The sequence below is a fragment of the Paenibacillus humicola genome, from assembly GCF_028826105.1.
Taxonomy (GTDB): domain Bacteria; phylum Bacillota; class Bacilli; order Paenibacillales; family Paenibacillaceae; genus Paenibacillus_Z; species Paenibacillus_Z humicola.
Window position 1 is genome coordinate 2,888,783 of record NZ_JAQGPL010000001.1, and the last position, 20,716, is coordinate 2,909,498.

Genomic DNA, 20,716 nt, shown 5'->3' on the forward strand with positions numbered 1-20,716 from the left:
TCTTACCGCGAGGAGGAACAGACATGGCGGAAAACGAGGCAGGAAACAGCAGCGCGGCGGAAACGTACGAATTGGTTGCTTCGCGTGTTTTTGACGCGCCGCGCGATCTCGTTTACGAGGCGTGGACAAACCCCGAGCATTTGGCGCAGTGGTGGGGACCGAACGGGTTCACAAGTACGTTTCATGAATATGATTTACGGCCGGGCGGGACATGGCAGTTTGTCATGCACGGACCGAATGGCGTCGATTATCCCAACAAAAGCGAGTTTGTCGAAATCGCACCTGAACGAATCGTGCTTCGGCATCTTTCCGCGCCACGATTTCAGATAACGGCCGTTATTGAGCAGCTCGGCGGCAAAACCCGATTGACCTTCCGCCAGCTTTTTGAAACTGCCGCTGAATTTAACGCCGCCAAAAGATTCGCCCCGGAAGCCAACGAACAAAACCTGGACCGTCTTGGGGCGCAGCTGCAGAAGATGAGGACCGTTTAAGTCGGTTATAATTGCATTGAGCGAGAACGACAGCCGGCCGCAAGGCCGGTTTTTTCACGTGCGCCGAAAATGATGACGCCCTTTCGCTCACCTATTTTTGTCCCAAGTTGGAATTCGCTCACACAATTTTGATTGACTCAAAAAAATGTTTAGATCTAACTGATCGTTAAGTTCATATAATGAGATTAATTCTTCAAAAAACGCTTGGAATGATGGTAAAATGATTGTAAAATTCAAATAGGATGATTGAAACCTTATTTTGACGGGATGTCATCCGACTGCTATGGGAGTGCGTTGGACGTACATAGGGTTAAAAATCGAGAGGAGAGATTTCAAATGAACGAAATCAACATCCCTTTGCCGATCCAAATCGTAATCGACGATGTAGGCTGGTGGACAGGGAGGGACAGTTCAGCGGAAAACGGCCCGTTTCGTACCGGAATTGAGCGCAATCATCATCCGCTGGATTATGAAGCGATAGCCGAATTGGGAAAACGGCTTCACATGCGCCCGCAGGCCGCTTTTATTTTAAGCGAATGGGATCGAACCGATTGTTTAAAGTCGATGCCCGAAGCCACGCATTTGGGGAGACAATGGAGCAATCCGTGGAAGTCTTCCGCCTTATTGGAAGAGGCGGCGGCGATCGTGCGGCAAGAACATCGTTTTATAGAAGTCGTTCTGCACGGAATCGGCCATGAATATTGGGGAAACGGCACCATGGAACGAGCGGAATGGCATGACAGACACGGAAACATGAGACCGAAAGAAACGGTGCTCGGGCACCTTCGGACCTTTGCCGCGCTGCTTCAGGAAAACGATCTTGGTTCTTTTCCCGAATCCTTCGTGCCAACGGCATTTTATCACCGGTTCGGAGCTGAAGACGGGCTTGCCGGACTGCTGGAACAATTCGGCGTGAAATATATGTCCACTCCATTCCAGATGATGCAGAAATCAAAACAACCGGAATCGGAGCTGTTCGGAATCGACGGCGATCTGATCACCGTTAACCGGGGATCGGATTTGTGCAATTGGAATCAAATCGCCCCGGAGGTAAAGGGGGAGCTTGAAGGTCCGATCTGCGGCATGCATTGGCCCAATCTCCTTCACCCGAACCCGGAAAAGAACGGGGAAACGGTCCGCCGTTGGGTCGAATTTTTGCTGCCGTACCAGCGCCGATTCGATACCATGCTGTCCGCCAACACCGCCGAGGGCTTCAGCCAATTGGTTTACCGCTGGGGCGTATTTTTACAGCCCGGTCCATCCGGCTGCCTCCTGGATTTCTCCAAGCTGTCCGGTTATAAGCTTCCAGGATTAGCCGATTCGTTTACCCTTAAGGTGAAACGAAATGTGCGGATTGTATCCTCATCCCATGACATTGACCTTGAGGAGAATACCGAGCGATCAACCCCGGATTACCGGACCCTGACAGTCAGAAGGAAAAGCGAAGCGAAATCGGCCTTTATAAACTGGGAGACGCTATGAAAACAAGGCTTAACGGGGAATCTGCGAGCCTATCCCGAAGAACGGAGGAGGCGCCGCTCGAGAGGAAGTTTTCAAGAGAAGCGGTACTGACGATCATTCTTCATTCCTTTTTTCAATTCGGCAGCTCCATGTCTTTTGTGTTCGTCAATATTTATTTGTGGCGGCTTTCCCACCAGCTTTCCGTCATTGCGGTTTATAATTTGATCTGTTATACGTTCGTTCCGCTAGGTTTTGTCATCGGGGGAAAAATCGCCAAGCGCCGGGATCGATTGCTGACCTACCGTCTCGGAATCGGTTTTTATTCGCTGTTCTATTTATCCATCGTACTCGCCGGTACGTATGTTTCTGCCTATTATGTTCTTTTTGCGGTTTCGATCGGTTTGGCAATGGGCTTTTACTGGTCCGGATTTTTGGTCCTGCTGTACGATGCGACGACGAGTTCCAACCGATTAAGGTTCCTCAGCTTAAGCACGGCCTGTTTTTCGTTGGCGGGCATTACCGGTACCGCCGTATCGGGAAATATCATTGCTTCTTTCCGCAATACGACTGGCTATATTATCGTTTTCGGGATTGCGCTGCTCGTATTTCTTGTCACGGCATTCGGCAGCTTCCGGATTGCCGTCAAACAGTCCCGCAAAAAACGTTATTTTCTGAAATACACCTTTCTGCTCGCCGCTAAAAATAAGCCTTGGGCAAGAGCGGTCCTCGGATTTTTTATCATCGGCCTTCTCGAAGGGATGATGTTTTTTCTGCCAAGCATTTTGCTTTATCAATCCTTTACCCGTGAAGATGTTGTAGGGTATCTGACGATTTTATTTTCGGTTATTTCCGTTGCATCCAGCTACATGCAGTCGAAAATCGGATCCCGCTCGTCCGTATCCCGTTATCTGCTTAGCTCGGGGGCGGGCATTGCGCTTGCGGCGGCCGTTCTGCTGACCGGATATTCGGGTTGGCCGGTCGTTTTTTTCATGATCGTACAAAGCTTCTTTAATCCTTGGCTGCAAAATGGGATGATGGCGTATTATTTTTCGATGGCCGATCGGCTTCCGCTTAAGGGGCAGCTGCGAATCGAATCGGTCGTCGTTTATGAAAGCATGTTAAACGTGGGCAGGGTGGTTTCCATCTCGCTCTTCTGCATTTTCGTCCTCATGGCCAAATTGGTATCAGCGGAAATTTTCCTGTTCGCCGCCGCTTGTACGCAGGTTTTCATTGTGCTTTGTGTCGATAGAAAAGCGGCCTAAAATGCGATAAACAAATAAAGAAAAAGACGGCCAACAGCCGTCTTTTTTGTTCTCTGACAAAAGTATAAGCCCGTCGTATATGAGTGAACGTAAATCAGGACCCTGATTCCGCTGGAATCGGTTAACGGCAATGAACAAGTGTGATAGAATTCAACTGAAAGCGGCCCTTATTCTGGAAAGGCTGTCATATCGCCGGATTTTTTAGTGATTTTAATTTATTTAAGGCTTATTACTTTTCTGAACGGAGGTGCTGTTCTGCCCTTTTTTTCGTTTATCAATCGAAGTCTGCAAAGAAAGATTTTCGTCTATTTTATCGTGGCGGCGCTATTTCCAACAGCTGTTATCAGCATCAGTTCCTATCTGATTTCGGTCGATATTGTAAAAGCGAAAGTAAGCGATTCCATTGTCGAATCGCTCGGTTATATTCGCAACAGTATCGAGAATGAATTGAAGCAGGTCGAGCAAATTTCCAGTTATATGTACATCAGCTCCGATATTAAACAGATTCTGGCGCCCGACTTTAAAGAGAATACACCGGCGTCGTATTATGCCATGGTCAAGGCCAACGAGGCGTTCTCCCTGTATTCGATACACTCTCGGGACTTCTCATACATCTCCTCAATTCAGGTGCTCGGGGAGAACGGAGTCAATCTGCTTTATGGCGAGGAGGTCAATCATTTCGACCGGCGAAATTTAAAGCAGTTGGAATCGACCTCCTGGTTTAGGGAGGTGAAGAAATTGAACGGAAAAATTTACTGGATCGGAAATGACGCCAATTTCGACAGCACCAATTCTAGAGAGAAAAACAAAGTTCTGATTTCGATGGCTAGAATGATCAAGGATGTCAATATGGACGACAATGTAGGCATGATTTATATCAGTCTCGACAACACCGTATTCAAAGAAATGCTCGGAAATTCAACGGTTAACAGCGCGAGCCGCATTTTTATAATCGATAATCACGGGAAAACCGTTTATGCGCCTGAAACGCCCGAAGAAAATGAAAGCGCACTCAATTTGAAGCTTATCAAACTCCAGCCAAACAAACACGGCTACTTGATTGATTTTGACCGAACGGGGGTTAAGCAGCTAGTCGCTTATTACTATATTAGCCGTTACGACTGGTGGGTAATCGAAACCATTCCATACCATGTACTCGTTAAAGACAACAAAATGATCTTTGAAATTACCGCCAGCGTATTTATCGTCTGCCTGCTGCTGTCCGGACTGATCTGGTATTTCTTGTCCCTGAATATCGTCAAGCCGGTCAAACAGCTAATCGAGACGATGAGAAGCATCAGGGAGGACCGTCTGCCGGTCAAATCCACTATACGCAGCAAAGATGAGATCGGCGTTCTGAGCTCCAGCTACAATTACATGATCGAGCGGATTCATGAATTGTTTCAAAGTGTTCTGGAGGAGCAGGCCATGAAGAAGGACGCGGAATATAAAGCGCTCCAGGCGCAAATCAATCCTCACTTCCTGTTTAACACGCTCAATTCCATCCGCTGGATGGCGTTGATTCAGAAGGCCAACAACATTAAAGAAACGATCGACGCCCTCGGAAGACTGCTGCAGAACAGCACCAATAAAGTCGATCCGTACCTGACGATCGAAGAAGAGCTTCAAAATTTGAAGGACTATATCAGCATCCAGAAAATGAGGTATAAAGATAAGTTCGATGTGCAATATGATGTGGATGAAAGTCTGCTTCCCTGCAAATGCATTAAATTCCTTCTCCAACCGCTTGTGGAAAATGCAATTTTTCACGGAATCGAGCCCAAACAGGGCTTCGGCACCATTTTGATCAGGATCGCCAAAGACGGCGACAGGGCGGTTTTCATCGTGCGGGATGATGGCATCGGCATGGATGCACACAAAATAAACGAGCTGCTGAACATGCCCTGTGAAAATAAAACTGGCTTCAGCGGAATTGGCATTCGCAATGTCAACGAGCGGGTTAAACTGACGTACGGGGATCCGTTCGGGATTACGATCAACAGCTCCCTGCAGCAATTTACCGAAATTATGCTGGTGCTGCCCATTCAAAAGGACAGCGGCGGCGCTTAAAGCTGGTATACCCTACAGAATAAGGCGGTGTTTGCATGATTACAGTCATGATTGTCGACGATGAAATTCTCGTCCGCATCGGCGTGAAATCGATTATTCCCTGGAAACAGTACGAGTTTGAGGTCGTAGGCGAAGCGGAGAACGGCGAACGGGCGCTGGCGCTTGCCAGAGAGCTGCAGCCCGACATTATGATTACGGATATCAAGATGCCTCTTCTTAACGGGATCGAGCTGATCCAGGCGATGAAAGCGGAACAGCTTGAAACAAAATTTGTCGTTCTCAGCTCATACGGCGATTTCAACTATGTGAAAGAGGCGATGCAGCTCGGAGCGGAGGATTATATTTTAAAATTAAACATGGAGCCTGAACAGCTGCTGGACATTTTGAACAAAATAAAGGAAAAAATCGAACGGGAAAGATCGGAGAGAGCCGGTCGGCAGCAGAACCTGAATCAGTACCAGACGTATCTCCCATCGCTGAGGGAGTCGCTTTTTAACCGAATCTTATTCGGCTACTTCAAGAGCAATGAAGACATTGCTGAGCAGCTTGATCTGATGCACGTCGTACTGCCGCAGCGGAATATATTTTGCTTGTTGACACAAGTCGACAGCATTGAGATCATCCGGAAATATACAGAGAACGATCTGTATGTGATCAGCTACTCCATTTCCAATATCATGCAGGAAATTGTAAACGAATTTCAATGGGGCTACGTATTCGCCGTTAATCCGCTGGAGTTTGCGATCATCTACGCGGACGACACCGTTTCCGGCGTCGGGACGCCCGAGGAGAAGATCCGGGACATGGCAGAAAGGATCCATTCCGCCTTGAAAACCTATCTCAACATCTCCATAGCGATTGGAGTCGGAGGGGGGCAGAAGACGTACGCGGATATTCGCATCGGCTACAGGCAGGCGTCCACAGCGCTGGAGCACGGCTTTGCTCTTCCCAAGGGCAGTACGATCTTTTTCAGCCGCCTGCCGGCATCCTTGCCTTCGACGGGCTCCGCGTTTGATCAGGAATTCGCCGCTCTGGAGCAGGCTTTCGTTTTTGACGATCTGGACAAAATCATTGATCTGCTGGAGACGATGGGACGGAGTCTGCTTCGTTGTACCCAAATTACGAAGATGAGCATTCAGGGCTTCTGTTCATCGATCTATTTTATGTTCCAGGCGCTGATGAAGCGGAAAGACGTATCCCCGAAGGATCCGGACTGGGCGGTGATTCCGCCCGACAAGTTTCTTAAGCTGCAGGACTATGCCGATTGGATATTGCAGGTTAAAAATACGGCCGAACGAATGCGCCTGCTGGATTGTCATACGATGATCACAAAAGCCAAACAGTTTATCCACGAGCATTTCAATGAAAACATTTCGCTGCAAACGGTTGCGGACCATGTTCATCTGTCTGCCAATTATTTGAGCCACGTGTTCAAACGGGAAACGGACGAGAACTTCATCGATTATCTGATCGGCATCCGTATCCGGCACGCGAAGTCGCTGATTCGGTCGACGGACAGCCTGATTTATGAAATCGGAGAATCGGTGGGGTACAGGGACCTTTATTATTTCAGCAAGCTTTTCAAAAAGGTAACGGGCATGACGCCCAGTCAGTACAGGAACGCCCAAGGCAAGGAGCGGAGCTAACGCTCTCTATTTTCGTTGAAAAAGCAAAATATAGCAAAGGTCCGGTAAATAAGACAACATGAGGCAGGAGCGACGGGGGGCTTAGAATAGAAGAGCGGCCGATAGCCGTAATCTTTTACAAATCGCAGTCAAGACCGTCCATTTTTTAACGTGTAATCATGCTTTACAGTAATACGTGTTCCAACAATTATTTTACCGGGAGGAGAATACGTATGCTTAGAAAAGCGGTTGCCGTCTTGGCGTCAGCGATGCTGGTCTTTGTCGCGGCATGTACATCCGGCGGTGGAGCGGACGGAAACAAGTCGCAATCAAGCGGCGGACAGGGGGAATCACCTCAGGGAAAAGTGAAGATCGAAGTGTATCACTGGACGCCCGTCGAAGGAATGGAAAGCGCATTCAAGGTATTCAATGAGACGCATCCGAATATTGAAGCGGAATACAAGCTTATTCCGGATTCACCCGATCTGCCGCTCAAGGTCAACACGCTTTTGGCCTCCGGCGAGCCGATTGACGTGATTGCGCAGTGGTCGCCCGACGATTTGAGAACCAGGGTCGACAACGACCTGTATGAGCCGCTGAATCAATATTTTGAGGATAATCACATTGACTATGCCAAAACTTTCGGTGACGAAGTAACGAAGCTGGAGACGATTAACGGGAAAATATACGGCGTGCCGTACGGCAATAAGATCAATGCGATCTTTTACAACAAAAAATTGTTCGACGAAGCGCATGTTCCGTACCCCAAGGACGACTGGACTTGGGACGACTTCAGAGAGACGGCCAAAAAGCTGACAAAGGGCGACGGGCCGAACAAGCAGTACGGCTTCATCCCCTATGTCATCGACGACTGGAAGACGCTGGCCACCCTGAAGCTGGGGCTGAACGCAATTTATAAAAGCGATAAGGAATCCAACTTCGACAGTCCTTACTTTAAACGGAGCCTGCAATTTTTCTATGATATGCAGTTCACCGACAAGTCCATCATGCCGCTGGCCGAATTTCCGGCGCAGAAGCTGGACTCGACTACCAATCGCGCCACTGTGTTCTTCAAAGGCCAGGCGGCGATGTTTATGGGACCGTCGTTTGTTACGTTCTATTCGTCGTTTCCCGAGAACAAACACGACTTTGATATCGGCGTCGTGAATATGCCGCGCTATGACGCCAATTCCAAGACGACATCGACGATATCTTACAGCGATCTCAGTATTCCGAAGAATAGCAAGCACAAAAAGGAAGCCTTTGAATGGGTCAAATTTTTCGCGATTGACCGGCCGGATATTACAGCGGCGCCGAAAGGCATGCAGCCTCCTGGCGTCATCAACGACGAGACGGTGAAGAAGAACGTCTTTAATACGCTATACAATGTTCCGACTTTTGACGGCAATCAGGTGTATAAGGTGTTCAACGATCCCAATACGGCGCTGGTGTCCGATCAAACCACGATTACTGTTGCCAAAAAGGAAATCACCGCTGCGGTCAACGAGGAAGTGACCAAGGTATTCCTGGGGGAGAAGAGTGTCGACGATGCTCTGAAAGCAATGAAGACGCGGGCGGACGACCTGATCGCCAAAGCGCAGAAATAACAGTCGGGAGCTGATGCAGCTTTGCAGCCGAATCCGATCATCGGAACGGAATTACCGAGGAAAGCCCGCTCCGGCAAAGGCATATTCAGAAGGGAAAACCTGGACGGCTGGCTGTTTTTGTCGGTTAGCCTCATCGGATATATTCTATTCCGGTTTATCCCGATTATTTTCTCCTTTGTCCTGAGCTTCAGCGAATGGAATCTGGTTTCCGGCCTGCGCGGAATCCGGTTCACCGGACTGGAAAACTTCATCGAGCAGTGGTCCGATACATGGTTTCTGCATTCGCTCGTCAACACGTTCTATTTCTCCGTCGTCAGCGTTCCCATATCGATCGCCTTGTCGCTTCTGGCGGCGGTGATCGTGAACGAGAGCATTTATTTTAAAGGCTTCGTGCGGCTGCTTCTGTATTCGCCGCATATATCCTCCATGGTCGCGATCTCGATCGTCTGGGCCGTGCTGTACTCTCCGAGTTACGGCCCGATCAATATGTTTCTCCAGTCGCTCGGGATCAGCCATCCGCCGGGATGGATCAGCTCGTCGGCCTGGGCGATGCCTTCGCTCATTATCATGAGCATATGGCAATCGGTCGGCTACAATATGGTCATCATGCTGGCGGGCCTGCAGGGAATACCGCGCGATTATTACGAGGCCGCGGAGGTAGACGGGGCCGGCGTCTTGCAGAGATTCCGATCGATCACGATTCCGCTGATGTCGCCGACATTGTTCTTCGTGATGATTACGTCGGTAATCGGTTCCTTCCAGATCTTTGCCCAGGTTAACATTTTGACCAAGGGCGGCCCGGGAACGTCTACGTCCGTGCTCGTTTATTACATCTATAATGTGGCATTCAACTATAATCGTCTGGGCTACGCCAACAGCATTTCCTGGGTACTGTTTGTCATGATTTTCGCGCTTACCTTATGGCAGTGGCGACAGCAGAAGAAATGGGTGCATTTACAATAAGAAGAAAGGAGTGCCAACGATGACGAAAGCATCGCGGGCCATTCTCGGAAAATCAATCTTGACCATCATCATGCTCTCGTTATCCGTCATAACGGTCATGCCTTTCCTATGGATGCTGTCGACCTCGTTCAAACTGGATGCCGATGTGTTCAGCTTTCCCATCCAATGGATCCCGCCGAAAGTTACGTTTCAGAATTACCGGGACGTTTGGTTTGGAGAAATTCCCTTTTACCACTTTTATATCAATTCTGTTAAAGTCACTGTAATTTCGATAGCGGGAGTTATTGCAACCAGCTTGATGGCCGGCTATGCGTTTGCAAAAATTCAGTTTGACGGAAAAAATGTGCTGTTTCTGTTTTACTTAGCCACATTAATGTTTCCCGATCAGACGCTGCTGGTGCCCCGGTTCATTTTTTACAAATATCTCGACATCTACAACACGCACTGGGCGCTCATCCTGCCCGGCATGATTTCGGCCTTCGGCACGTTTCTAATGCGTCAGTTTTTTATGACTTTGCCCGGCGAGCTTTCCGAATCTGCACGCATTGACGGAGCCGGCCATTTCAAAATTTTCTTTCACATCGCGCTGCCGCTCGTTAAGCCGGCCATCGTCTCATTCCTGATCTTTTCGTTTGTCTGGTCGTGGAACGACTATGAGAACCCGCTCATCTTCCTGTCGGATACGGAGCGATTCACGATCCCGCTCGGCCTGCTTACGTTCCAGGACGAAAACAGAACGAGTTACACTCTAATCATGGCGGCGTCGGTCTGCTCGCTGCTGCCGATCTTTATCATTTTTCTTGCCGGACAGAAGTACTTTGTACGGGGCATCGCCATGACCGGAATCAAAGGATAGTAAGGTTAACGCCGATTTAATTGAATGATTAAATGGAGAAGGAAGTGGCTTAGAATGGGGAAATGGGATTGGCTGCAGGAGCGCAACCGAGGCATACATTTAACGATCCGGGATATCGATTGCAAGGATTTCGACGCCCGGCGTCTTGCGAAGGACCTGCACGAGCTTGACGTCAACTTTCTGACTTTCTTTTCGGGCGGGTATGTGACCACCTATCAGACGGACATCGAGCTGCAGCGCAAGAGCCCGTTCCTCGGGAACCGGGATATTACCGGGGAGATCATAACCGCTTTGCACGCTTATGGAATCAAGGCGCTTCCTTCGATCGAGCTGGGGGTTATGCCGCTTACCGCCGGTGACGCTCATCCGGAATGGTGCTCGCGGGACATCGACGGCAATCCGTACGTAGTAGCTGAGCAGCTGTACGCCTGCTGTCCGCTGGGCGGGTACCACCACGAACTCGGAAGCCGGTTTGTTGAAGAGGTTCTCTCGCGCTACGAGATCGACGGCTTATATTGGTGCGGGGCGAGCTACGGTTTTCAAGCTTATGGCTCCGGAATATGCTACTGCGATAAATGCCGGGCGGATTTCCTGGCGGTATCGGGCCTGGAGATCCCCGTCAAGAAGGATTGGAATGATCCGGCGTGGCGGACGTTTCTGAAATGGCGAACGGAAAAAACGACACAATCGGCAAAGCGGATTTACGATATGGTCAAAAGGCTGGACCCGGACATGCCGGTAATCGGCAACAGCGTATGCTTCGGCGACCCAAGCTGGACGATGAATTCTTCTCTCGATATGGAGCAAATTTCAAAATACCAGGATACGGTCATTATCGAGGCGCAGACGCGCGTAAAAATCGATGAAACAGCCGACCGGGAGAATTGGCACTCGCTCACCTGGCCGGATGAGGAAGCAAGATACATGACGACAATAAGCGATAATCCGGTGTGGATCGTCGTCTCCTATTTTTTGGCCTGGCCTTGGAGAAGAACTGCCGTCCCTCCGGTCGAGCAGAAAATCTATCTCGCCCAAATCGCCGCCAACGGGGCCACGCTGCAGGTCAATCTGTCGGGAGGGCCTCCCGCAACGCATAACGACAGTCGAGGCTTTCAGGCAATCAAGGAGCTATACGGTTTTCTGAAACGGCATAAAGCCTATTACGACCACGACCGGTCCGGCGCGGCTACCGCCATTGTGTTCTCCCAGGAGACCCTGATTCATTACGGCCGGGAAAACGGGATGGAGCGCTACGTGGAGAGTATCCGCGGAGCTGAGCAGGCTTTGCTGGATGCGCATATTCCATTCGACATCCTTTCTGCCAAGACGCTGAGTGGAGAGAAGCTCAGTCAATACCGGACCTTGATTTTGCCTTCGCTGTGCTGCATGTCGGAGGAGGAAGCGAGCCGAATTCGGGATTTTGTCAACGGCGGGGGCAATCTGATCGCAACCTTCGAGACTTCCCTGTATGACGAAAATGGAAATCGGCGCAGCGACTTCCTGCTGGGGGACTTGTTTTGTGCCGCCAGCATAGGGGAGAGTAAGCGAGTTAACGGGGAACAGGACGGAGTTTTGAAGCAGGCCTATATCAAAATAGCCGGCGATCATGACATTCTGCGCGGCATCGACGATGCCGATGTGATTCCGATCTACGGTCAATACTGTCCGGTTCGAGCCGACGGTTCCGCACAGGCTTCCCCATTGAAGCTGTCTGCTCCGTTTCGAGTATTTCCTGAGGGACTGTCGTATACACTGGAGGATGGCCCGGAATATCCGATGGTGGTTTTGTCCGAGAACGGCAAAGGCGGGAGGGTGGCATATTTCCCCAACCAATTGGATAAGTCGTATTTGAAAATCGGGTTCCCCGATCTGGGCCGGCTGATCGCTAATACCGTCCGTTGGGCGGCGCACGGGGAAGAGCAGCTCCGAATTGTAGGGCCCGACTCCCTGAATGTATCGCTTCGCACCAAGCCGGGGCTCCGGATGGTTCATCTGATCAATTTGGCCGGCGGACGGAGATTTTTCACATCTTTGGTTCCTATCCGGGAAATTTCCGTCGGGCTTGCCGAAGACATTCAAGTCAAGCGGGCGTTCATGCTGTCCAGCGGCCAGGAGCTGGCCGTGAGTGAAGACGGGACCTTTCAGTCCGTCGTTGTTCCGGAGCTCCTTGATTACGACGTTGTCGTATTCGTCGTTTCGGAGCCGTGACCTACGTGACCAACAGTCCGCAACTCGGGGCATCAGTGTACTCAATACGGAACCTAAGCTAAGAGAAAGCAGAATGGTGAACGTAAAAAGAAGCCCAATCCCTTAAGGGGACTGGGCTTCGCCTGACAACTTAACTCATTTTTTTGAAATCTTCAGGCTCATAGGACTTGCCGGCGTAGTAATGCTTTCCAGAGAACACATCACTTCGAACGTATCCGTAATTTCTACCGTGTACGTGACATCCAGGGATGCGAATAAGTGAAGTCCTTCCTCATCAATAAATGGCGTCGTTGAAGTGCAGGCATCACAGCTGATGGTTTGTCTGACGATCGTTCCGGTTAATACGTCCGGTACAATTTCAAGACATACGCTACGAGTAACCGATGATATACAGGACATCTTTTCCTCACCTCCTTTCAATCTAGTAAATGAAACAAGGACAAGTTTTGAACCGGACAAATGACAGAATCGAGTCCCTTTTTTTGTCGAAATCGGTTGGATGACGCCCGCCGCACTTCGATGCTATTTAAAAAGGGAAAGATTATCTTAAAATGGAGATTTAGATCAAAAGTGTCAATCTGGTAAAAGAAGGATATTTAGGCTGAGGTGAGAATATTTAATTGGAGACCGTTATTACTGCAGATGCCATTGGTAAAGGAGGTGAGATAATGGTGAGCGATATCGTCTATTGATTCAGGCGAACACGATTATCCCATAAGTGCAGGGATAGGTCCCTTGAAGTTGGCTAATCGGATGCCGGCCCACCTGATCCTCAATGGAACTTAGGACATTTCGGGCGCAATGACCTGTTGCTGTGTGCAATTCTCCTCGAAAATTTCAGCCCATGGAGCAAGTGGAATTCTTATCGCGATATATACTTCTCGACTGCCTTTCTCTCATCGAAACAATCGATATGATGATTCTGACCGTCAGAATTATGAACCCTTAGCGGGAAAACGGATAACGTTTTGGGAGGCAACCATTATGAGATTACGATATCGGTTCATAAGTATGATCAGCCTGCTCTTTGGTCTCGTATCTGTATCCCATCCTGCGGCCGCCGCGGAAAAAACGGTTCAGCAGGTTGAAGGAGGAGGGGAGCATACGCTCTCTCTCCAAAGCGACGGTTCGGTCTGGGCGTGGGGGCAGAATTGGTATGGCCAGCTCGGCGACGGGAGTACGAAGGACCGCGTCACGCCCGCTCAGGCGGTGAGCGTCACGAATGCGACCTATTTAGCTGCAGGTTATTCGCACAGTCTGGCGCTCAAAAGGGATGGAACCGTCTGGGCGTGGGGAGAAAATTACAACGGCCAGCTCGGCGACGGGAGCACGATAAACCGTGCCGCGCCCGTTCAAGTGCAGCGTCTCGGTTCGGTCGCCGCCATCTCTGCAGGGACTTGGTATAGTTTGGCACTAAGGCGTGATGGAACCGTCTGGGCGTGGGGGATTAATAACTGGTCCCAGCTCGGCGACGGGAGCAGGACAGACCGGCATACCCCCGTTCAAGTAAAGGATTCGTTTCATGATAACCTTCATTCTGTCGTCGCCATCGCTTCGGGCGATAGTCACAATCTAGCCCTCAAACAAGACGGAACCGTCTGGGCTTGGGGATTCAACAGCCGCGGTCAAATCGGAGTCGGACCTTTATGGCAGCCGTCAAAACCGGTTCAAGTTCCCCGCCTTCAATCGGTGATTGCCATTGCAGCTAAAGGCAGCCATAGTTTGGCGCTGAGAAACGACGGGACCGTCTGGGCATGGGGAGATAATCTGCCGAATGACGATAAGGGCGGGTTCACGACAGACTCTCCGGTTCAAGTGCAGGGCCTCGATTCGGTAACCGCCATCGCCAGCGGAGAAAGCCATAATTTGGCCCTCAAAGCCGATGGAACGGTCTGGGAGTGGGGTGCTCAACTGGGAGCCGACGGAAGGATAGACCCTCCGGTTCAGGTGCAGGGCCTTCGATCGGTCACCGCCATTGCTGCGGGCAGCCGCCACTATTTGGCGGTTACAAGCGACGGAACGCTTTGGGCATGGGGAGATAATTCCTATGGCCAACTGGGTGATGGCACAACGAATGATCGTCATACTCCCGTTCAAGTTATGTATCCGAACGCACCAGACACTTTTCAGCTTTCCGATTCGAAAACCTATCAAGCAGGCGGAATTCATTATCAGTATTCGTTAAATTACGGATACATTTCATCCCCGGGACAAGAGCTAAGCGGATCTTGGACAGCTCCTGAAGGGTTTCATGGAGAGGTTACCGTCTCGATGATTTCTCCGGAAGGGGTAAATGTTGACCTTCGTCTGGAGACGATTAGCGGGGGGAACCGATTGCCGGAAGATACGAAGGCTCTCCCGGATGGTACCGAACGCAGTACGGCCAAGGTGCCCGGCGGTGACACAGCCAAATGGACGGTTAAAGGACATACGGACAATGACTTTAGTCCGGATAAGAAGGTAATTGTCTATGTAAACATCAAATATGACAATCAGTGAATAAGGCAGTCCGGTTATTTTGCTGACGCTCACTGCTGCAGTGCCGGTCGGGCCGGGATGCAAAATAAGCGTCAAATTGCCTCCGCCTTTTTTAAAAGATGAGGGCGATTTGACGCTTACGACTAAAAAAAGAGAAGCACCCGCGATGGAGCGCTTCCCTCGATCATCAGCATGCATTGTTAATTGTTCAACGCATTCGCTTCGAGAGTTAGAATATGTGCGGCTTCCTTATCGATATGCTTTCCGGATTGAGCCGCCAACTCGTTGATAAAAGCCGTCCAATCGTGGTTCTGCAGCTTCGATTGAAGGCTGTTTGCGATTCCGCTATCGTCGATTTGTCCGTATTGGGTATATGCGGATACCAGTTTTTGCAAGGATGCGGAAGGATCATTTTTGTCGGCAAGGTAGCCTAATCCGTGTTGGGCAAGAGGACTGGCGGTTACGGGCTGCATAAAGGTTACATCAGGTAATGTTCCGTCCGGTTTTCGGGGTGCGGTTAATTGGGAACTGTCCAGGCTGACAAAATCGTCGGAAGTAATCGGAAGACCGCCGTCGATGGTCCACGAATTATTCGTGACTTGTGCGGGCGGGTTGTTATCATTGGCAATTAAGGTACCGCCAAAAGCGATGTTATTGTGCAGCACCTCTCGGAAACCCGCGATGTTATCGGCACTCGTTGGGCTGACGCGCTCCAGCATATTGAAGTCGGCGCCGGTACGAACACCGTTACTATAGGACGTGTTATTCGTCCAATTCGCCGACTGCCCCGGCATATGATTCGCATAAAAGCCGTTCGCCCCGTTGTTGAACGATAAACAATATTCAACGGTATGTAACGGCAGCGGGTCCGGAAGTCCGCTTGTTTTATATGCATATCCGCCGACTTTAAAGCCGTTTTGGTCGCCTGTACCCTCCTGATTCCCCTGATTGTTGAAGGACCAGTCTTGGTGATAAATGACCGGACCATTGGAATTGATGCTGTCGAATCCGTCATCGCTGTTATGCCATGCACGGTCGTTAATAAAAATAACGGCATCGCCATGAGCGCCGAATCCGTCCGTATTTCCTGCATTCGCATCATTCGGTCCGATATTGTTATAAGAATCGCTATTGATCACCGTACCGGAACCGTGAACATTAAAGTAGAAGCCGTTGGCTTCGTTATCGTGGGCCGCCATATTTTCGAAATTGGCATTCCCGCGAATGTTAAAAGCTTCGGATTGCTTTTGACCGCCGACTTTTACCCCGGTTACATCGAATCCTTTGAAGGTAAGATCGGCTGCGCTGGGATCGATAAAAAATGCGGCCACGCGCCGATCGGTCGGCACTTGTTCGAAATCGAAAACCGGTCTCGGATCCCCGGGATAGGCTTCATACGTAATTCCGCTTTTCGTAAAATTGTTGACATAATGGTAGATATCATCGGTTTTCGCAATCGTAAAATCATCATAAACGCCTCCGCGAATATAGACGATATCCCCGGAGGAGGCTTCTGATTGCGCTTTCATTAAACTTTTAAAAGGGCCGCTTATCGTTCCCGAATTGCTGTCACTGCCGTTCGGAGAAACGTAATAGACTTGTGCCGTATTCGAAGCTGCATTTGGAGCTGCCGTGTTCGCCTCGTTGGATACCGTCTGCGCAAGATCCTCAGCGTTGGCACGAGCAGCACTTGCCGAAAACGCGGTCGCAAGCATACAACCGGCCATAATCAAGCTTCCCATCTTTTTCACAAAAAGCTCTCCTCTCGTTCATCGTTCTTCTGAGTTAAACGGCACTTGCTAATCGCTGCCTTGCCTTCCTGAACAAGGCAGTGGGTTATGGTTTTCAGTCACCTCCTTTATAGATACGTTCTATCGTTCGCTTCGCTCATGATAGCCCAGCCAACTCAGATCCGTACCCTTGTCCAGAACGGCGATGGATACGATTTACGTATTCGCAACATCGCCAATTGTAGGGTTTGTTGATCCGAATGGTTTCCATAATTAGCAATTCGTGAACGAACGTCATTTTCCTGCCTGTCAACCAGGCAAAATGAGCCGGCAAACGCGGCTGTGAAGGACGATTGTCCGTTTTCATGACTGTGCTTGCTGCCGATTTGGTGTACAATAGAGAAAAATCGGATTTCGAAGGGAGAAAAAGGGATGAACAAGGCACAATTGGAGCGTATTGCTGCAGGTAAGGGATTCATCGCGGCATTGGATCAAAGCGGCGGAAGCACGCCGAAGGCATTAAAGCAATACGGCATCGAAGAAAGCAGCTATTCCGGCGAGGAAGAGATGTTCGCGCTGGTCCACCGGATGCGGACTCGGATTATTAAAAGCCCAGCCTTCAATGCTCAATATATCCTTGGCGCCATCCTATTCGAGAATACGATGGATCGAACGATTGAAGAGCAATTGACCGCCGATTATTTGTGGGAAAAGAAGGGCATCGTCCCCTTTCTCAAAGTCGACAAAGGACTTGCCGACCTCGAGGAGGGGGTTCAACTGATGAAGCCCATTCCCGGACTGGACGATCTTCTGAAGCGGGCGTTCGACCGAAACATTTTCGGGACGAAAATGCGGTCGGTAATTAAAGAAGCCAATTCCGCAGGCATCCGGAAGGTCGTGGAGCAGCAGTTCGAAATTGGCCAGCGTATCGTGGCGGCGGGACTCGTGCCTATTATCGAGCCCGAGGTCGATATTTACAGCGCCGACAAAAAGGAATCGGAAAAAATATTGAAGGACGAGCTTCTGAAGCACTTGTCCGCACTTGAGACGAATGTCAAAGTGATGCTGAAGCTGTCCATCCCAACGGAAGATAATTTCTATCTCGATCTGGTAAACGAACCGCACGTTGCGAGGGTGGTCGCATTGTCGGGCGGGTATGAGCGTGACGAAGCCAATGAGCGGCTGGCCCGTAATCACGGCGTTATCGCCAGCTTCTCGCGCGCCTTGTCGGAGGGGCTGACCGCCGGGCAGTCGGATGAAGCATTTAACGCCATGCTGTCCGATGCGATCCAGTCGATCTATAAGGCATCGATCACCTAATATTTTAAGAAACGCCCGGTATTTTCAAGCTAATCCGAAAAGTACCGGGGACAACAACATAGGTCATTCCGATCCGCGGAATCCGCGGATTTTTTTATCGAAAAGGGTAGGTTGGCCTTTCACATTCGAGATCGAAGATGGCAGCGTTATCCATGGTTGGAAATCCCTTTAAGTTCAGTCGGCCGAGTTTCCGGGTACGATGAATGATACAATGGGAATAAAAGTTGTACATTTCACGATTGAGAGGATGTTAGCATGAACGATTCGAATCAGGAGTATATCGTGATCTCAGGTGCAAGAGAAAACAATCTCAAGAACGTATCCCTGCGCATTCCGAAACGAAAAATCACAATTTTCACGGGGGTATCCGGTTCCGGCAAGTCGTCGATCGTCTTCGATACGATCGCCGCAGAATCCACACGGTTGCTGAATGAAAATTTCAGCATGTTCGTTCGCAATTTCCTGCCTCGTTACCCGCAGCCGGATACGGATGCAATTGAAAACCTGAGCATGGCGGTTATTGTGGATCAGAAACGGCTGGGCGGCGGTTCTCATTCCACGATGGGCACGATTACCGATATTTCTCCCATTCTCCGTCTGCTCTTCTCCCGCGTGGGCAAGCCCTATGTCGGGCAGGCGCATATGTTTTCGTTTAACGATCCGCAAGGCATGTGTCCCGAGTGTAATGGGATCGGCCGCAGGCGGGGCGTCGATATGAGCAGGGCGCTGGACAAGTCAAGGTCGCTCAAGGAAGGGGCGATCCTGCTGCCGGACTATGCGGTGGACAACTGGGACTGGAACATGCTCGTGCAGTCCGGGTCCTTCGATCCCGACAAGAAGCTATGCGATTATTCGGATGAAGAGCTGGAGCAGCTGCTGCATGGCAAGGCGAAGAAAGTGGAGGTGCAGTTCGCAGGCAAAGCCGTGAATATTACGGTGGAAGGCATTATCGAGAAGTTTACCAACAAGTACATCAAGCGGGACGTGAAAACGATGTCCGAGCGTACGCAGCGAGCCGTTGCTCCTTACATCTCCGAAGGTCCGTGCTCAAGCTGCCGCGGCGCGAGACTCAGTCAGGCTGCGCTCAGCTGCCGGATTGACGGACTCAACATCGCGGAGATGTCCGCTATGGAGGTGGGGCAGCTCATCCGCGTCATTCGGGAGATCGAAGACAAGACAGCCGCGCCGGTCGTCAAGTCGCTGACGGAACGGCTGCAGCATCTGGTGGATATCGGGCTGGATTACTTGACGCTGGACCGTGAAACGGACACGTTGTCCGGCGGCGAGTCGCAGCGCGTCAAAATGGTGAAGCACCTGAGCGGCAGTCTGGTGGATGTCACGTACATTTTCGACGAACCCAGCGTCGGCCTGCACCCCCGGGATGTCCACCGGTTAAACGAATTGCTTTTGAAGCTGCGCGACAAAGGAAATACGGTGATTGTCGTCGAGCATGATCCCGATGTGATCAAGGTCGCGGATCATATCGTCGATGTCGGACCACATGCCGGCAGCCGCGGCGGTACCATTGTATATGAAGGAAGCTTCCAAGGCCTGCTGGAGGCAGGTACACTGACAGGCAGCCATATGAAGCGGCCGCTCCGGTTGAAGCACGATTGCAGGCAGCCGTCCGGCAAATTGTCCATCAAGGATGCTGGCCTTCACAACCTGCGGAACGTGAGCATAGATATTCCAACCAGTGTCCTGACCGTCGTTACGGGTGTCGCCGGCTCGGGCAAGAGCACGCTGATCAATGAAGTATTCCTCAGCCAGCATCCGGATGCGATCGTCATCGACCAATCGGCTGTAGGCGTGTCGACTCGCTCGAATCCCGCAACTTACACGGGTATTATGGAAGATGTGCGCAAAGCGTTTGCTTCCGCGAACAAGGTGAGCCCGGGCTTGTTCAGCTTCAACTCCAAAGGGGCTTGCGAAAACTGCCAAGGGCTTGGTGTCGTGTACACGGACCTGGCATTCCTCGACAGCGTGAAGCTGCCTTGCGAAGTTTGCGAAGGCAGACGGTTCAAAGAAGAGGTGCTTGCGTACAAGCTGAACGGCAAATCGATTGCAGATGTGCTGGAGATGACGGTCGAGCAGGCATTGGATTTTTTTCAGCTTAAAGAAGTGGTTCGAAAGCTCCGGGCGATGAGCGATGTGGGACTGAACTATATTACGCTCGGCCAGCCGCTCAGCACGCTCTCGGGCGGAGAATGCCAGCGTATCAAGCTCGCAAGCGAGCTGCATAAGAAGGGCAGCATCTACGTGATGGACGAGCCGACGACCGGCCTGCATATGTCGGATATCGGCCACCTGCTCGAGATCATGAACCGCCTTGTGGATGCCGGCAATACGGTAATTGTTATCGAGCACAACCTCGACGTGATCAGCCAGGCGGATTGGATTATCGATATGGGACCGGATGGAGGCAGCAAGGGCGGGCAGGTGGTGTTCGAGGGTACGCCTTCACAGATTATTCATGCGGAGCAGTCGATCACCGGAAGGTACTTGAAGTAATCACAATTGACCGCCACGATAAAATGAGAGTTTCGCCGTGCCGCGCGGCAGTGCCCGCTCCGATAAAAATCGTCCTGCATCAACCTGATCGGCTGGTGCAGGACGATTTTTCGCTTATGGCGTTTACGTTGAAC

General features: G+C 50.6%; 13 protein-coding genes. 12 read left to right on the forward strand and 1 reads right to left on the reverse strand.

Annotated elements, in window-relative coordinates; all coding sequences use genetic code 11:
* The first annotated feature begins 23 nt into the window (after window positions 1–23).
* The 10 genes from PD282_RS13380 to PD282_RS13425 all read left to right on the forward strand — a co-directional run bounded on the left by PD282_RS13380 (window position 24) and on the right by PD282_RS13425 (window position 15,042).
* Entirely contained in the window at window positions 24–491 is a 468-nt protein-coding gene (locus PD282_RS13380) for an SRPBCC family protein (protein ID WP_274651176.1), read from the forward strand.
* A 336-nt stretch (window positions 492–827) separates the two neighbouring features.
* Window positions 828–1,973, forward strand: a complete 1,146-nt coding sequence (locus tag PD282_RS13385; protein ID WP_274651177.1) for a hypothetical protein — start codon at window positions 828–830, stop codon at window positions 1,971–1,973.
* The gene (locus tag PD282_RS13390) at window positions 1,970–3,214 is read left to right on the forward strand and encodes an MFS transporter (protein ID WP_274651178.1); all 1,245 of its coding nucleotides are present in this window, start codon (window positions 1,970–1,972) and stop codon (window positions 3,212–3,214) included. Before PD282_RS13385 ends, PD282_RS13390 begins: the two co-directional genes overlap by 4 nt.
* Before the next feature lie 204 nt (window positions 3,215–3,418).
* Window positions 3,419–5,284, forward strand: coding sequence for a cache domain-containing sensor histidine kinase (locus PD282_RS13395; RefSeq protein ID WP_274651179.1), 1,866 nt, complete (start codon window positions 3,419–3,421; stop codon window positions 5,282–5,284).
* Between the two features lie 35 nt (window positions 5,285–5,319).
* Window positions 5,320–6,930 (forward strand): response regulator transcription factor, encoded by a 1,611-nt coding sequence (locus PD282_RS13400; RefSeq protein ID WP_274651180.1) that lies wholly within the window; start codon window positions 5,320–5,322, stop codon window positions 6,928–6,930.
* A 212-nt stretch (window positions 6,931–7,142) separates the two neighbouring features.
* The gene (locus tag PD282_RS13405) at window positions 7,143–8,516 is read left to right on the forward strand and encodes an ABC transporter substrate-binding protein (RefSeq protein WP_274651181.1); all 1,374 of its coding nucleotides are present in this window, start codon (window positions 7,143–7,145) and stop codon (window positions 8,514–8,516) included.
* 21 nt (window positions 8,517–8,537) lie between these two features.
* Window positions 8,538–9,479 (forward strand): carbohydrate ABC transporter permease, encoded by a 942-nt coding sequence (locus PD282_RS13410; protein WP_274651182.1) that lies wholly within the window; start codon window positions 8,538–8,540, stop codon window positions 9,477–9,479.
* A 19-nt stretch (window positions 9,480–9,498) separates the two neighbouring features.
* A complete protein-coding gene (locus tag PD282_RS13415) occupies window positions 9,499–10,335 on the forward strand; it encodes a carbohydrate ABC transporter permease (RefSeq protein ID WP_274651183.1) in 837 nt (278 codons plus the stop codon).
* 54 nt (window positions 10,336–10,389) lie between these two features.
* Entirely contained in the window at window positions 10,390–12,543 is a 2,154-nt protein-coding gene (locus PD282_RS13420; RefSeq protein WP_274651184.1) for an alpha-amylase family protein, read from the forward strand.
* Window positions 12,544–13,527: 984 nt separating this feature from the next.
* Window positions 13,528–15,042: an RCC1 domain-containing protein gene (locus PD282_RS13425; protein ID WP_274651185.1), complete on the forward strand. Its 1,515-nt coding sequence runs from the start codon at window positions 13,528–13,530 to the stop codon at window positions 15,040–15,042.
* 179 nt (window positions 15,043–15,221) lie between these two features.
* On the opposite strand, the gene PD282_RS13430 is transcribed toward PD282_RS13425, so the two are convergent.
* On the reverse strand, window positions 15,222–16,763 hold the full coding sequence (locus PD282_RS13430) for a right-handed parallel beta-helix repeat-containing protein (RefSeq protein ID WP_420832358.1): 1,542 nt from the start codon (window positions 16,761–16,763) through the stop codon (window positions 15,222–15,224).
* Window positions 16,764–17,183: 420 nt separating this feature from the next.
* Between PD282_RS13430 and PD282_RS13435 the strand changes: the two genes are divergently transcribed.
* A complete protein-coding gene (locus PD282_RS13435) occupies window positions 17,184–18,071 on the forward strand; it encodes a fructose bisphosphate aldolase (protein ID WP_274651187.1) in 888 nt (295 codons plus the stop codon).
* A gap of 255 nt (window positions 18,072–18,326) precedes the next feature.
* Window positions 18,327–20,582: an excinuclease ABC subunit UvrA gene (locus PD282_RS13440; RefSeq protein WP_274651188.1), complete on the forward strand. Its 2,256-nt coding sequence runs from the start codon at window positions 18,327–18,329 to the stop codon at window positions 20,580–20,582.
* Window positions 20,583–20,716 lie beyond the last annotated feature (134 nt).